General features: G+C 73.9%; 12 protein-coding genes and 1 pseudogene. 7 read left to right on the top strand and 6 right to left on the bottom strand.

Features of this window, described 5'->3' with window-relative positions; genetic code table 11:
• Positions 1-142: 142 nt before the first annotated feature.
• Positions 143-493: an ArsR/SmtB family transcription factor gene (locus tag CP969_RS05165; protein ID WP_004992071.1), complete on the top strand. Its 351-nt coding sequence runs from the start codon at positions 143-145 to the stop codon at positions 491-493.
• A gap of 72 nt (positions 494-565) precedes the next feature.
• Here CP969_RS05165 and CP969_RS05160 read toward each other — a convergent pair whose 3' ends face one another.
• Both CP969_RS05160 and CP969_RS05155 read right to left on the bottom strand, forming a co-directional pair.
• A complete protein-coding gene (locus CP969_RS05160) occupies positions 566-1,015 on the bottom strand; it encodes an SRPBCC family protein (RefSeq protein WP_016827608.1) in 450 nt (149 codons plus the stop codon).
• A 105-nt stretch (positions 1,016-1,120) separates the two neighbouring features.
• Entirely contained in the window at positions 1,121-1,819 is a 699-nt protein-coding gene (locus tag CP969_RS05155; RefSeq protein ID WP_004992072.1) for a class I SAM-dependent methyltransferase, read from the bottom strand.
• Between the two features lie 73 nt (positions 1,820-1,892).
• Here CP969_RS05155 and CP969_RS05150 point away from each other — a divergent pair, with 73 nt between their 5' ends.
• Positions 1,893-2,345, top strand: coding sequence for a flavodoxin family protein (locus CP969_RS05150; protein WP_026085407.1), 453 nt, complete (start codon positions 1,893-1,895; stop codon positions 2,343-2,345).
• 16 nt (positions 2,346-2,361) lie between these two features.
• Here CP969_RS05150 and CP969_RS05145 read toward each other — a convergent pair whose 3' ends face one another.
• Positions 2,362-3,441 (bottom strand): YihY/virulence factor BrkB family protein, encoded by a 1,080-nt coding sequence (locus CP969_RS05145; protein ID WP_004992074.1) that lies wholly within the window; start codon positions 3,439-3,441, stop codon positions 2,362-2,364.
• 104 nt (positions 3,442-3,545) lie between these two features.
• Between CP969_RS05145 and CP969_RS05140 the strand changes: the two genes are divergently transcribed.
• From CP969_RS05140 to CP969_RS05130, 3 genes are all read left to right on the top strand, one after another.
• Positions 3,546-4,178: a GNAT family N-acetyltransferase gene (locus CP969_RS05140; RefSeq protein ID WP_016827611.1), complete on the top strand. Its 633-nt coding sequence runs from the start codon at positions 3,546-3,548 to the stop codon at positions 4,176-4,178.
• Between the two features lie 232 nt (positions 4,179-4,410).
• The gene (locus CP969_RS05135) at positions 4,411-5,085 is read left to right on the top strand and encodes a lytic polysaccharide monooxygenase auxiliary activity family 9 protein (protein WP_016827612.1); all 675 of its coding nucleotides are present in this window, start codon (positions 4,411-4,413) and stop codon (positions 5,083-5,085) included.
• 281 nt (positions 5,086-5,366) lie between these two features.
• On the top strand, positions 5,367-7,352 hold the full coding sequence (locus CP969_RS05130; RefSeq protein WP_016827613.1) for a DUF1996 domain-containing protein: 1,986 nt from the start codon (positions 5,367-5,369) through the stop codon (positions 7,350-7,352).
• Between the two features lie 96 nt (positions 7,353-7,448).
• Here the strand turns inward: CP969_RS05130 and CP969_RS05125 are convergent.
• Positions 7,449-8,027: pseudogene (locus tag CP969_RS05125) on the bottom strand (MMPL family transporter); the annotation flags it as partial.
• A gap of 43 nt (positions 8,028-8,070) precedes the next feature.
• Complete coding sequence (locus CP969_RS05120) at positions 8,071-9,057, bottom strand: EamA family transporter (protein ID WP_016827615.1); 987 nt, start codon at positions 9,055-9,057, stop codon at positions 8,071-8,073.
• Positions 9,058-9,383: 326 nt separating this feature from the next.
• Between CP969_RS05120 and CP969_RS05115 the strand changes: the two genes are divergently transcribed.
• On the top strand, positions 9,384-11,555 hold the full coding sequence (locus CP969_RS05115) for a PP2C family protein-serine/threonine phosphatase (RefSeq protein WP_016827616.1): 2,172 nt from the start codon (positions 9,384-9,386) through the stop codon (positions 11,553-11,555).
• A gap of 42 nt (positions 11,556-11,597) precedes the next feature.
• Here the strand turns inward: CP969_RS05115 and CP969_RS05110 are convergent, their stop codons facing one another.
• The gene (locus CP969_RS05110; RefSeq protein WP_223887056.1) at positions 11,598-14,168 is read right to left on the bottom strand and encodes a SpoIIE family protein phosphatase; all 2,571 of its coding nucleotides are present in this window, start codon (positions 14,166-14,168) and stop codon (positions 11,598-11,600) included.
• A gap of 217 nt (positions 14,169-14,385) precedes the next feature.
• Between CP969_RS05110 and CP969_RS05105 the strand changes: the two genes are divergently transcribed.
• The gene (locus CP969_RS05105) at positions 14,386-14,961 is read left to right on the top strand and encodes an AMIN-like domain-containing (lipo)protein (RefSeq protein WP_171817513.1); all 576 of its coding nucleotides are present in this window, start codon (positions 14,386-14,388) and stop codon (positions 14,959-14,961) included.
• Positions 14,962-15,005: the final 44 nt, after the last annotated feature.

The raw sequence follows: 15,005 nt of genomic DNA, 5'->3' as shown, positions 1-15,005 counted from the left end.
ACGGGTACGGCCCCGGACGGCGCGGATGTACGAAGTTGCTAATGTCGGAAACCGTCGAGGCGGGCGTCGACGAACAGGTGAGGCGAGGGACCGGGGGGCGGCAGTCCGGGCCGTACGGCCGCGCCGGAAAGGGAACGGCACGATGACCACGCCGCTGTACCAGTTGAAGGCGGAGTTCTTCAAGACCCTGGGGCACCCCGCTCGCATCCGCGTGCTGGAACTGCTCAGCGAGCGCGAGCACGCGGTGGGGGAGATGCTGCCCGAGGTCGGCATCGAGCCGGCGCACCTCTCGCAGCAACTGGCGGTGTTGCGGCGGGCGAACCTGGTGGTCGCCCGCAAAGAGGGATCCACCGTGTACTACTCGCTGACCAGCCCGCACGTGGCGGAACTGCTGCGGGTGGCGCGCACCATCCTGTCCGGCGTCCTCGCGGGCCAGGCGGAACTGCTCGCCGACCTCCGGGCCGCGCAGGGCGAGGGCAAGCCCCCGTCGTGACGCACGCGCGGTCGTGGCCCCGACCGGAGGGCCGGGGCCACGACCGCGCGTGCGTCACGGGAGCCGGGCGGGTCAGACCTCGCCCCGCCAGGAGCCCGACTCCAGACCCCGTCGCTCGATGAACTCCTTGAACCGCTTCAGGTCCCCGACGGCCTGCCGCTTGACGAAGCCGAGCTTGTCGCCCACGCTCTCGGCCAGCCCCTCGGGGTCGAAGTCCATCTGGAGCATCACCTTGGTGGAGGTGTCCCCGAGACGGTGGAACGTGACGACGCCTGCCTGCTTCGCCTCACCGTCCACGGTGGTCCAGGCGACGCGCTCGTCCGGGACCTGCTCGGTGATCCGGGCGTCGAACTCCCGCCGCACGCCCCCGATTTTCGTCACCCAGTGGGTGAGCGTGTCGGTGCGCTGCTCGATGCGCTCGACGCCGCCCATGAACTCCGGGAAACTCTCGAACTGGGTCCACTGGTTGTAGGCGGTGCGGACGGGGACGTCGACCTTGATCGATTCCTCTACCTGCGACATGGATCGGGTACCTCGCTTTCCGATGGGGACGGGACACGGGTACCGCCTCCGCGGCGGAACAATCATGGTGACCGCGGCACACCGGCCGGCCCCTCCCGCTCCGCGTCAGCCGGCGGACTCCGTCCCCCCGCGGCGGCAGTACAGGAAGAGCTGGGGCTCCGGCCGGGCGTCGGGGTGGGACGGGGTGAACATCACGCTCTCCTCCGACAGCACCGCCAGCCCCGCCCCGCGCACCATGGCGGTGACGTCCTGGGCGGCGAAGCTGGTGACCCGCACGGGCTGCCCCATGAACGCACCGTCGAAGTCCTCGACGTCCAGCGGCACGGTGGCCAGCACGAGCAGTCCGCCCGGCCGCAGCGCCCGGGCCAGCCGGCGAACGAGCGCGGACTGCTCCGCCCGGGACATCTGGAGCAGCGCGAAGTACACGCAGACCGCGTCGAACGTCTCGTCCCCGAGCGGCATCCCGCGGACGTCGGCGCACCGGAACTCGGCCTCGGGCACCTGCCGGGAGGCGATCCCCACCATCACCGGGGACACGTCGACCCCCAGCACCCGGTGACCGGCCGCGGCGAGCACGGCGGCCGTGGGACGCCCCGTCCCGCAGCCCACGTCCAGCACCTCGCTGCCGGGCTCCAGCCGTTTCAGCAGCCACTCCAGCGACGCCCGGTGGGCCGCCGAGGAGGCGAACGCCTTCTCGTACTCGCTGCCCAGCGCATCGAACACCACCGCTGCCGGTGGCCTGCGACCCTCGTCGACCAAGACGCACCCCCGTCTCACGTGTACCGATGCGGGGCATCGTGCCATCCCGGGCCCGCGGTCACAACGGAACGCGGCCCCCGGCTTGCGGGCACGGGGACCGGCACGGCAGGGTCGGGGGGTGCCGACTCTGCTGATCGTCCACCACACGCCCTCGCCCCACTGCCAGGAGATGTTCGAAGCGGTCCTCTCCGGTGCCACGGCCCCGGAGATCGAGGGCGTCCGGGTGGTGCGGCGGGCGGCCCTGTCCGCCACCGCCACCGACGTCCTGGAGGCCGACGGCTGCCTCCTCGGCACCCCGGCCAACCTCGGCTACATGTCGGGCGCGCTCAAGCACTTCTTCGACCAGATCTACTACCCGTGCCTGGACACCACCCGCGGCCGGCCCTTCGGCTTCTGCGTGCACGGCGGGAACGACGTCACCGGGGCGGTGCGGGGCATCGAGGCCATCACCACGGGCCTCGGCTGGCGCCGCGTCGCGGACCCCGTGGAGGTCACCGGCGCACCGGACAAGGCCGACGTCGAGCGGTGCTGGGAACTGGGCGCCACGCTCGCCGCCGGCCTGATGGAATGAGTACGCGCGAGGGCCCTCAGGCCTCGTCCATCCGGCGCCGGTCCTGCTCGTCCCACGCCTGGGTGTCCCGCGGCCGGGTGTACGGCTCGGCCTCGGGCGGATGCCCGCCGGCGATGGCCCGCTGCCGGGCGATCTCCGCGTCGAACTCCAGTCCCAGCAGGATCGCCAGGTTGGTGATCCACAGCCAGACCAGGAACACGATGACACCGGCCATCGTGCCGTACGTCTTGTTGTACGAGGCGAAGTTGGCCACGTAGAACGCGAACCCGGCGGAGGCGATCAGCCAGATCACCAGGGCCAGGAGGCTGCCCGGGGTGATCCAGCGGAACCCCCGGATCTTGGTGTTCGGGGCCGCCCAGTACAGCAGCGCGATCATGATCGTCACCAGGACTACCAGCACCGGCCACTTGGCGATGGACCACACGGTCACCGCGGTGTCGCCCAGGCCGAGCGCGTCGCCCGCCCGGCGGGCGAGCCCACCGGTGAAGACCACGATGAGCGAACTGATCACGGCCAGCACCATCAGCACCACGGTCATGCCGACCCGCACCGGCAGCACCTTCCAGATCGGGCGCCCCTCGGGCATGTCGTAGACCGCGTTCGCCGAGCGGATGAACGCCGCCACATAACCGGAGGCCGACCACACGGCCAGGACCAGACCGACGACCGCCACGATCGAGCCGACGCCCGCGCTGCCCTCCAGCTGTTCGACCGCCCGGGTGATGATGTCGCGGACCGCCCCGGGGGCGAGCTGCTGGAGGCTCTCCAGCACGTTGTCCGTGGCCGACTTGCCGACGACGCCCAGCAGCGACACCAGGACCAGCAGCGCCGGGAAGAGCGACAGCACGCCGTAGTACGTGAGCGCGGCGGCCCGGTCGGTCAGCTCGTCGTCCTTGAACTCGCGCAGACTGCCCTTCAGCGCCGCGCCCCACGCCCCCTTCGGCAGTTTGGTCGGCGTGTCCGGTGCCGCCCGCTCCACCTCGTCGCCCGGTCCGGGCTCCTGTGCCGCACGCTCGGCCCGGGGCTCCGGACCGGGTTCGTTCTTCGCGGACGCGCCGGAGGTCCGGCCGTTCCGCCCCGGGATATGCAGCTTCATGGCCGTCGGGTAACCAGGGAGCGGCGCGTTAAGCCACGGGCGCGGGCCGGGGGCCGCCCCGCAAGGGTTGTGGGAGCGCTCCCATGTCGGGCAGGATCCGGGGCATGACCGTGTCTCCCGCGATTCGCCCGTACCGCCCCGGCGACCGGCCGGCTCTCGACGACATCTGCGTCCGCACCGCGCACAACGGCGGGGACAGTCGCCCCTACTACCGTGACCCCGGCATCCTCCCCGCCGTCTTCGCGGCTCCCTACGTCCACCTCGAACCGGAGCTGGCCTTCGTCCTGGACGACGGGCGGGGCCGGGCGGTCGGTTACGTCCTCGGCACCGCCGACACCCCCCGGTTCGCCGAGGTCTTCCGGACCGCATGGCTGCCCCTGGTCGCCGACCGCCACCCCGAGCCGTCCGGAACGCCGGGCACCCCGGACGAGGCGATGGCCCGGCTGCTGCACCACCCCGAGCGGATGGTCGTCCCGGAGCTGGCCGCCTATCCGGCGCACCTGCACATCGACCTGCTGCCCGAGTGGCAGGGGCGCGGGTACGGCAGGCGGCTGATGCGGACCTTCCTCACGGCCCTGCGGGACCGGGGTGTGCCGTCCGTCCACCTCGTCATGGTGGCCGCCAACCGGCCCGCCAGGATCTTCTACGACCGCATGGGCTTCCACGAGATCGACGCGCCGCTGGACGATTCCGTCGTCTGCCTCGGGCGCACGACGCTGGACGCCGACCGGCTCTGAGGGGCCGGTCCCGCGATCCCGGCCGGCCCCGGTCGGCTCCCTGGGGCGGCCCCGGTCGGTTCCGGCGGGCGGGCGTCGTCGTCGAAGGCATCGAACACGCCACGGCACGGGCGACAGTGGCGCGAACGGGCGTTGCCGCTTCCGTCCCAGGAGGCGCAGCCTGTGTTCTGGGAGCGCTCCCACATCTCCTGTGACCCGATCACCCACCCCCCACATCGGAGAGAAGGTCATCATGACTTGGCATGTTCATGCCTTATCGGTCGTCCGGTCCCGGCTGACGCTCGCCCTGAGCGTCGTCGCCGCGGCGCTGCTCTGTCTGATCCCCTGGAGCGGCACCGCCGTCGCCCACGGCTCGGTGGTCGACCCGGCGTCCCGCAACTACGGTTGCTGGCAACGCTGGGGAAGCGACTTCCAGAACCCGGCCATGGCCCAGCAGGACCCCATGTGCTGGCAGGCATGGCAGCACGACCCCAACGCCATGTGGAACTGGAACGGCCTCTACCGTGACGGCTCCGGCGGCGACTTCCGGGCCGTCGTCCCCGACGGCCAGCTGTGCAGCGGCGGGCGCACCGAGAACGGGCGCTACAACTCCATGGACGCGGCGGGTCCCTGGAAGACCACGGACGTGGGCAGCAACTTCACCGTCAAGCTCCACGACCAGGCCGGCCACGGCGCGGACTACTTCCTGGTCTACGTCACCCGGCAGGGATTCAACCCCGCCACCCAGCCGCTGACCTGGAACGACCTGCAACTGGTGGCCCGCACCGGCGCGTACGCCCCCAGCCAGAACTACTCGATTCCGGTAAGCACCTCCGGGCGCAGCGGCCGACACGTCGTCTACACGATCTGGCAGGCCTCGCACATGGACCAGACGTACTTCCTGTGCAGTGACGTGAACTTCCGCTGAAACACAGGTCATCGAGCTGGTCCCGTCCCGAAGTTCCCGCCGGACGCGCGCCGTTCGGCGGGGAACGGCGGTCCGGGTCGGCCCCCGGTTCCTGAAAATCCGCCAGGAATCCGCGCGGTGGTTGAACGAACGGCGGCCTCCCTGCGTATGGGGCGTGGGAATCCCCTGCCCACCCCCCGCGACAGAAGCGTAGGAGTACCGTCTTGGCACGCAACACACGCAGACGCCCCAAACAGCGCGCGACGCTCGCAGCCTTCGCCCTGATCCTGGGCGGAGGCGGGATGATGGCGGCCAACGTCTACGCGTCCGCGTCGGAGGACGGCGGGCCGGGCGACGCCCAGGTCCTCTCGGGCGCCACCATCGACTGCCCGGACGTGGCCACCCGGTTGACGTCGGTGCCGCAGGAGGCGCGGCCGGAGGTCGACAAGGAACTCGCCGCGCTGGACGCGCAGATCGCCGATGCCTACAAGCGGCTCGGGGAGTCGGCCGAAGCCCTCCGGAAGGACCCGGGATTCGCGGACAACGCGATAGCCGGGCCGCTCGAGGAGAAGCGTTCCGCGACCCTTGCCCGCATCGTGACCGCCATCGACCGGGTGGGCGACCGGCCCGAGGGCCTCGAGGAGCTCGCCGCCTGCGCCGTGCGCGAGTCCGGTAACGCCCCCGCTCGGCCGGACGCCGGCCAGGAGGGCGACGGCAACGAGGGGGAGCAGGCGGGCGACGGAGGCGACGGCCAGGACCAGCAGGGCCAGGACCAGCAGGGCCAGGACCAGGGCGGCGGCAACGGCGGCCAGGCCGGCAACGGGCCCGTCGCCGGCGACTACGTCGACATCGAGAGCGTCCAGCCCAACGTCTTCGCGCCGAAGCAGACGGCGAACGCCTCCCGCGGCACCTTCACCAGCGAATGCGGTGTCAACGAGAACGGCCTGTTCAACTCGGACAACGTGATCGCCGCCCCGGGTGTCGCCAACGGCGCCCACCACTTCCACGACTACATCGGCAACCAGGCCACCAACGCCTTCTCCAGTGACGAGGAACTGGCGCAGGCGGAGACGAGCTGCGTGGACCAGGGCGACAGGTCCTCGTACTACTGGCCCGTGCTGCGCCTGCAGAACGGGACCCGGGAGCAGGACGCCGACTCCCCGGGCGGCGGCATCGAGGGCAACGTCGGTGAGATCGTCACGCCCAAGGAGGTCACGCTGACCTTCGTGGGCAACCCGCAGGGCGAGGTCACCGCCATGCCCCGGCTGCTGCGCATCATCACCGGCGACGCCAAGTCGTTCGTCAACGGCCCGGCCAACGCCAACGCCTCCTGGAGCTGCACCGGGTTCGAGGACCGGCAGCTGAAGGACAAGTACCCGTTGTGCCCGCAGGGCAGTGACGTGGTGCGCACGTTCAACTTCCAGAGCTGCTGGGACGGACGCAACACCGACAGCGCCAACCACCGCACCCACATGGCGTTCGTGGACGCCGAGGGCAACTGCCCGGCCGGCTTCGAGCCCGTGCCGCAACTGGTGCAGCGCATCGTCTACGACGTCGACGCGCCGAGCCTCGAGGACGGTGGAAAGACGACACCGCTGTTCGCGGTGGACTCCTTCCCGGAGCAGCTGCACAAGCCGATCACGGACCACGGCGACTTCATCAACGTCTTCGACGAGGACCTGATGAACGAAATGGTCGACTGCATCAACGAGGGCCGCACCTGCGGTTCCGGCGCCGGTGGCGGCGGCAACGGTGGCGACGGCGGCGACGGTGACGGCGAGCAGGGCGAGCAGCCCCAGCGGCCGGAGGAGCCCACGGCCACGCCCGACGACCCGGGCCGGGGCGGCGACGGGAACCAGGGCAACGACGGCGACCAGGGCAACGGCGGGGACGAGCCCGGCAACGGCGGCGACCGGGGTGACGGCGGACAGGAGCAGCCGTCGAAGAACCCGGCCGAGACCCCGGCCACCGAGGAGCCCGCGGGCGGCGGCACCGCCCGGCCCGAGCAGCCCGACGTCAAGGCCTCGCTCCCGGCCGAGGGCGGCAAGGACGCCGGCGCCGGAAACCAGGACGGCGGCAAGGGCGGCAAGGACGACGCCGGTCAGGCGGCTCAGGCCGCCGAAGTGCCCGGCAGCCTCCCGGAGCTCGGGACCGAGGACAGGACCGAGGCACAGGCCGGGACCGGCAGCCTGGCCGAGACCGGAGCCCAGCTCTGGCCGGCCGCGCTCGGCGGAGTGCTGGTGATCTTCGGGTTCTTCGTCCTGCGGAGCGTGCGGCGCGGGGCCTGACCCTCAGCACCACCCGAACGGCGGCAGGCCCCCTCAGGGGGCCTGCCGCCTCGCGCTTTCCCGCGTCCCGTCCGCCACGGCGGAGTACGGTCCGGGGACCACGACGGCCCCGGCGAAGCCGATCAGCTCGCTGGTCCGGTCGTCGGGGGCGGACCGGGCCGGTCCGCCGAGCGGCCCGCCGTACTCGACCTGTGCGCCCGCCTCCCGCAGCGGCCGTACCGCGTCGTCCACTCCGTCGAGGTGGTCGTCGTCGAGGGGCGGGGGCCGGACGTCGAAGCGGGCGGTGATGCAGCCCGTTCTCCCGTCGGAGGACAGGGGCCCGACACGCAGCCCCGACCGGCCGCCGGAGGAGCCGGCGGCGGACAGCGGGTTCTGCGCCGACAGCACGTGCGGCAGCTTCTCCAGGCCGGCGACCGCGGCGGACATCTGCGCGTCCGGCGCGGTCAGTGGCCGCCGGCCGTCGTGCGGGACGATCCGGCTGCTGTGGCCGCCCGTCCGCGGATCGTGTTTCCGGGAGACCTCGATGTCCTGCTGGGACTGGGCGTCGGGCAGCGTGGAGTCGTCGGAGTGGGTTCCGCCGACGGAGCGGCCCGCCGCCCGTGACGCCACCAGGGCCACGAGCCGTCCCACGACGACCGCGAAGTGCCGTGCGCACCACTCGCCCAGCCGGCGCAGCGCTCCCGCTCCCGGCTTTCCCTCCGCCCCCGCAGGGGGCGCCTCACCGGCTCGGGGCGTCGTCGACGACGGCGTCGGACGCCCTGCCGCCCCGGTCCGGCACGCAGGGAGCCGGCCGCCGGGGCCCGCGCGGGGCGCGGGTGAGGCGCGGGCGCGCGAGCGTGCCGAGGACACCGGACCCCAGGGCGACCCCGGCGCCGACCAGAGCACTGCCCACCGCCTGCGCCGGACCGTAGGACCCGGTGCCGACGAGCGGCGCGGTGCAGGCGGCCGCCACCGGGATGAGGCCGGAGAACAGGGTGGCGCGCTCGGCGCCGATCCGCTGCATGCCCATGTACCAGCACACGAACCCGACGACGGTCACCACCACCGCCTGCCACAGCAGCGCCGCCGTCTCGACCGTGTCCGGCCGGCGCAGCCAGGCGGACCCGTCGAGCAGGAGCCCGGCCGCCGCCGACTCGACCGCGGCGACCCCGCACACCGCGGCGGACAGCAGACGGGGCCCCAGGGGCCGCAGCACCGGCACGGCCAGCACGGCGAATCCCACCTCGCCGGCCAGCGCGCACACGGAGAAGGCGATGCCCGCTCCGTCCGTGCGCCCCCAGCCCTGCACCGTGAACGCGCCGACGGCCACCGCCGACGCCCCGTACAGGACCGCCCGTTGCGGCCGGCGGCCGTCCGCCAGGGGGACGAGGACGGCGACCACCACGGGCGCGCAGCCCACGAAGACGCCGGGCACCGCCGGTTCCGCGGTCCGTTCCGCGGCGAGGACGGCCAGGTTGAACCCGACCATGCCGACCGCCGCGAGCAGCGCGAGGCGGCCCCACAGCCGGGGCGTGAGTGACCGCAGCGCGGCCACCGCCCCCTTCCCGGCCAGGGGCAGGAGCAGCAGACAGGCCAGTCCGTAGCGCAGGAACTGGCCGCCCGCGTACGGGTAGTCGCCCAGGACGCTGTTGGCGGTGAAGGATCCTCCGACGAGGACGCAGGCGAGCGCGGCGAGCAGGGCCCCGCGCGTGGTGGCGGCGTTCATGGCACCGACGCTAGGGAGCGCGGCGGTCCGCTTCGAGGACCACTTCCACCCCGCCGTAGAGGACCAATCGGGGCGGAAGACGTCGCGGGCGGGCGCACCGGGGACGGGCGGGCGCACCGGAGAAGGACGGCCGGGGGCTCCGCCGCGCGCCGCCGCGCGGCGGAGGCCGCCGGGGTGCGCGAAAGCCGTGAGGACGATGTGCCCGCGCGGTGCGTCAGACGCGGCGTCCGGGGTAGGAGCGGCGTACGTCCCTGCTGTTCCACCAGGGGCGTACGCAGTCCCTCTGGCGGGCGGGCAGCCCTCCCGTCACCGGACCGGAGGACACCATGTCCGGGATCAGCGAGCCACTTCCGGGCGCCGCGTCGCTGGACGAGGCCCTGGGCGCGTCCCTGGCCGACACCGTGCGGAGCACCGGCGCCTCGGCCGGCGGGCTCTACCTGCGCGAGGAGGCCACCGGCATGCTGCACATGGTGTGGCTGTGCGGCCTGCCGGTGGAGTTCTTCACCCCCTGGCAGCGTCTGCCCCCGGACAGCCCGGTGCCCGTCGCCGACGCCCTGCGCGAGGACCGGCTCGTCTGGATCGGCGGCCAGGACGAGCTGGCCCGGCAGTACCCCCGGACCGCCGCCGTGCTGCCCTACCCGTTCGCGCTGGCCGCGATCCCGGTCACCGGGGTGCGCCGCTGCTGGGGCGGCCTCACCCTGATGTGGCCCGCCGACCGCCCGGGACGGTTGACCACCCGCGAACGGCACGCCCTCACCACCGGCGCCCGCCACCTCGCGCGCCTCCTGGACGACGCCGACCGGCCACCGACCCTGCCCGACCGGCCGCGGTTCGTCCCGCCGGGCACCGCGCCCCGTCCCGCGCAGCGGAACCTGGCCGCCTCCGACTACCTGGAACGCCTGCCCGAGGGCGCCGTGTCCCTCGACCTGGAGGGCCGGATCACCCACCTCAGTGCCGCCGCCGCCCGGCTGCTCGGCCGCAGTGCGGAACGGCTTCTCGGCACCCGTCCCTGGGAGTCCCTCCCCTGGCTGGACGACCCCGTCCACGAGGACCACTACCGCACGGCGCTGATCAGCCGCTCGCCGGTGGCCTTCCTCGCCCGCCGCCCGCCGGACCAGTGGCTGGTCTTCGAGCTCTACCCCGACACCAGCGGCATCAGCGTCCGGATCACCCCCCGCGCGGAGCACTCCATGGGCGAGGATCCGGCCCCCGCCGTGCGGCGCCCCTCACCGGCTCCCGCGGGACGCCTCTACCAGCTGGTCCACCTGGCCGCCGCGCTCACCGAGACGGTGACCGTGCGGGACCTCGTCGAGCTGACCGCGCACCAGATCCTGCCCGCCTTCGGGGCCCAGGGCCTGGTGCTGTCCGTCGCCGACGCGGGACGCCTGAAGATCACCGGTCATCACGGCTACGACGCCGAGGTCGTGGAGCGGCTCGACGCCCTGGCCCTGGACACGCACCTCACCCCCGCGGGCGCCGTCCTGGCCGACGCCACCCCCGCCTTCTTCGCCGACCGGGCCGAGATGGCCGTCCGCTACCCGCAGGCGCCCCTGCTGAGCGACAAGGAGGCCTGGGCCTTCCTCCCCCTGGTCGTCTCGGGCCGGCCGGTGGGCTGCTGCGTCCTGGCGTACGACCGGCCGCACGCCTTCACCGCCGACGAGCGCGCCGTCCTGACCTCCCTGGCCGGCCTGATCGCCCAGGCCCTGGACCGCGCCCGCCTGTACGACGCCCAGCACCGTCTGGTCCACGAACTGCAGCGGGCCCTGCTGCCCCGCGCCCTGCCCTCCCTGCCGGGCCTCGACGTCGCCGCGCGCTACCTGCCCGCCGGACACGGCCTCGACATCGGCGGCGACTTCTACGACGTCCTGCGCCTCGACGACACGTCCGCGGCCGTCGTCATCGGGGACGTGGAGGGACACAGCGTCACCGCGGCCGCGCTCACCGGCCAGCTCCGCACCGCCGTCCACGCGCACGCGACCGCCGGCGCGGCACCGGACGAGATCCTGGCCCGCACCAACCGCCTGCTGGCGGACCTGGACTCCGAACTGCTGGCGTCCTGCCTCCTCGCCCACGTCGACCTGGCACGCCGTCGGGTGACCCTCGCCAGCGCGGGGCACGTGCCGCCGCTGCTGCGTCAGGGTCCCGGCCGGGCCGAGGTGCTGGACGTCGAGCCGGGACCGCTCCTCGGCATCGACCTGCGCGCCCGCTATCCGGTCACCACCGTGGAGCTGCCCCCGGGCGCCGTCCTCGTCCTGTACACCGACGGCCTGGTGGAGACCCCCGGCACCGACGTCACCCGGACCACCCGGCGCCTCGCCGACCGCCTGGCCGGCGGCGGCGACCCGGCCCCGGACCGCCTCGTCGACCGCCTGCTGGGCTCCGCGAGCCGTGGCGCCCAGTACGCCGACGACGTCACCGTCCTCCTGCTGCGCGCCACGGGCGCGCCCGTCGAAGGGCGACCACCGGCCACGGCCGACCGGGCCGGACGCCGGACCTGACCGGCGGGGCGCCGACGGGCGGGGCCGTCCGCGGCACCGCCGTCAGCGTCCGCCCTCCCCGCGGAACGCGGTGAGCAGCAGCGCCACGTCGTCCGGCCGGTCCTCGGTCCGGCGGGCGGTCCTGACCAGCCGGTCGGCGAGCTGCTCCACCGAGTCGGTGCGGCTGTGGGCCAGACACCGGCGGACCGCCCGGATGCCCGTCTCGATGTCGCTGCCGGGCATCTCGACGAGCCCGTCGGTGTACAGCGCGAGGACGCTGCCGGGCGACAGGGTGAGCGTCGTGACGGGATAGGCCGCGTCGGGATACACCCCGAGCAGCACACCGCCGGCCAGGTCCAGGGTCTCGACGCGGCCGTCCGGGTGGCGCAGCAGTGGCGGGGGGTGGCCCGCCCGTGCCGCCAGGGCGCGGCCGGTGCGCGGGTCCAGCTCGACGTAGCAGCAGGTGGCGAAGACCTCCGCCTCCAGCTCGGCCAGCAGCCGGTTGGTGTGGGCGATGACCTCCTGCGGCGGCCGGCCGCTGGCGGCGAAGGCGTGCACCGCGCTGCGCAGCTGTCCCATGACGGCCGCGGCGCCGACGCTGTGCCCCTCGACGTCGCCGATCACCAGCGCCACACCGCGCTCCGTCCTGATCACGTCGTACCAGTCGCCGCCGATGGCCATGCCCTGGGTGCCGGGCAGGTAGCGGCCGGTGGTGAGCAGCCCCTCGATGACGGGCAGCCGGTGCGGCAGCAGCGCCTCCTGCAGCCCGCGCGCGACGGTGGACTCGGCGTCGTACATGCGGGCCCGCTCCATCGCCTGGGCGGCCAGTCCGCCCAGCGCGGTCAGCGCGCTGCGCTCCTCGGGAGTGAACCGGTGCGGCGCGTTCCAGCCGAGGATGCACGAGCCGACCGGATGGCCGGAGGCGATCAGCGGCAGGAACGCCCAGGCGCCCGTCCGGTCGAGGAGGATCCCGGGATAGGCGTCGGCCAGCTCCTCGGGCGACTCGAAGAAGAGTGGAAGCCGTGTGGTCAGGGCGTGCACACCGGGCAGGTCCCGGTCGAGGGGCACCCCTTCGAACGCGTCGAGGGACCCCTCCGGGTAGCCGGACTCCCACAGCAGGTACATCCGGTTGTCACGGACCGTGTACAGGGCGATCTCCCGGGCGCCGAACGCGGGCAGCAGCTGTTCGGCGACGGCCCGGCACACGTCCCTGACGGTGACGGCCTCGGTGAGCGCACTGGCCATCTGCACGACGTGGTAGAGGGCTCCCGCGCGGGCCGTGGCGACCGGCTCCGACGGCGCGGCCACGGTGGTCCCGGCGTACCGGCCCGGCGACGCGGGCTGGGCGCCGACGGGCGCGCTGGTGCGGAAGACGCGGCCGGTCAGTCCGTGCACACCGGGATAGAGCACGAAGCCCAGCCAGGCGCCGTCCGGGGCGTGCGCCAGGTACGACACCGGCTCCTGCGACAGCATCGCCGCCCGGTAGCGGTCCTCGTAGGCCGGGTCGCGGAGCCAGGGCAGCGCGTCCCACGGGTGGTGGCCGAGCAGGTGCTCCAGCTCGCAGTTCAGCAGTTCCTGGCAGCGGCGGTTGGCGTAGACGATCCGGCCGTCCTGGTCCAGGGAGAACAGTCCGTCGGGCAGCCGCTCGGCGGCCTCGGCCGCGGTGACCCCGCCGGCCACGTCCACGAGGGCGCCCACCAGCAGCCGGGTGGTTTCCTCCGATGGCACGACGTGCCCCCACAGCTCGATCGGCCGGTAGCGGATCCGCCCGTCCTCGTCGGGTTCGTCCAGCACCCTGAAGTGCCGGGACCTGACCTGTCCGGTGGCCGCCGCCTCCCGGCGGCTCGCCCGCAGTTCGTGCAGGTCGTCCGGACTCACCCGGGACTCGACCTCCGCCGTGGTGCCGCCGAAGTCCTCCGGGGCGACGCCCAGCAGGCTCAGCGCGTCGTCGTCCCCGGCCCACCGGTCGCCGTCCAGGTCCCACTCGATCATGCCGACCCTGAGGGCCTGGACCGGCGGTGTGGGCAGCCGCACGCTGACCGGCTGGTCGTCGTACTCGATCCCGTACGCGACGGCGTCCGGGCCCGTCCGGCCGGGCACCCGGCGGGCGAATTCGGTCAGGCGCTCCTCCATGTCCCGCGCGGCGCCGCCCAGCACGGCCCGCACCGCCTGCTCGCCCACCGGCTCCCGGGCGGCCGAACGCAGCACGGCCAGGACGCCCACGGGCTCACCGCCGACCCGCACGGGGCAGTAGGCCGAGGCGAACGGGTACGGCAGCGCGGCGGTGAACTGCGGGAAGCGCAGCATCGTCGCCCGCTCGTCCGGCAGCCACAGGCCCTCCTCCGCGCGGTACACCTCCGCCACCGGCATCGCGCCGCTCACCGGCACCCGCCACCAGGACGTCAGCAGCGCCCGCGGGACGCCGGTCACCACGCAGAGCACCAGCGAGCGCCGGTCGCGCGAGCGCAGGTACACCAGCCCGCCGTACCCCCCGAGGTCCTCGACCGCCGCCACCACGGGCCCCGCGAGCGCGTCCTCGATCCGTGCCACGCCCCCGGTCCGGTCCCCTCGCGCGCCCCGGCCGAGCACGTCCGCCGGCCGCTTCCCGCGCGGTACGGCGGCTGACTCTTCCATCTCGCGTCCTCCCGGTGCGGACGCACGGGACATCATTTGCTTCCCACCAGGATGTGCCATGCGGGCCGCTCCGGCGCGGCGGATGCGTCCGCCTCCCGCGGCCGGCCGCCGCCCCGGCCGTCCCCGCCGCGCGAGGACCCGCCGGGAACAGTGCAACCTTCGGGCGAACCCGGTCGTCTCACCCGATACCAGAGCGATGCGAGCCCAGGGGGCAGAAATGATGCGAACCAGAACGATCTGTGCGGCAGTCGTGCTCGTCGGCACCATGCTGGGCACGGCGGCGGTCCCGGCCGCCGCCGCCCGGGCCGCGACCACCCGCGCCGCGGCGTGCCCCACCGGCTGGGGGAGCCAGGCCAAGACCGACGGCGACGCCACGGCCACGCCGGTGCGCGACATCAGGACCGGCCGCCACGACTGCCACGACCGGATGGTCGTGGACCTGCCCGGCGCCGACCGCCTCGGCTACTCCGTCCGGTACGTCGACCGCCTGTACCAGGACGGATCGGGCCGTCCCGTTCCCGTCGCCGGCGGTGCCGTGCTCGAGGTGCGGGTGGCCGCGCCCGCCTACGCCCCCGAGACCGGTGAGCCCACCTACCCCGCGCGGGCCGGACACCCCCTGCCGGGCGTGGACCTCACCGGGTACCGCACCTTCAGGGACGCCCGGTTCGCCGGCAGCTTCGAGGGCGAGACCCAGGTCGGCCTCGGAGTGCGCGCACGCCTGCCCTTCCGGGTCCTGGAACTCCAGGACCGCATCGTGATCGACGTCGCCCACTCCTGGACCGAGGGGAGCTGAGCGCGCCCGCCGGAAACGCCCGGGGCGCCCGCCTCGCGCGGGCG

The sequence above is a fragment of the Streptomyces viridosporus T7A genome (assembly GCF_008704515.1).
Classification (GTDB): Bacteria; Actinomycetota; Actinomycetes; order Streptomycetales; family Streptomycetaceae; genus Streptomyces; species Streptomyces viridosporus.
The sequence above is the reverse complement of the archived record's forward strand: the minus strand, read 5'-3'. Positions and strand labels throughout refer to the sequence as shown.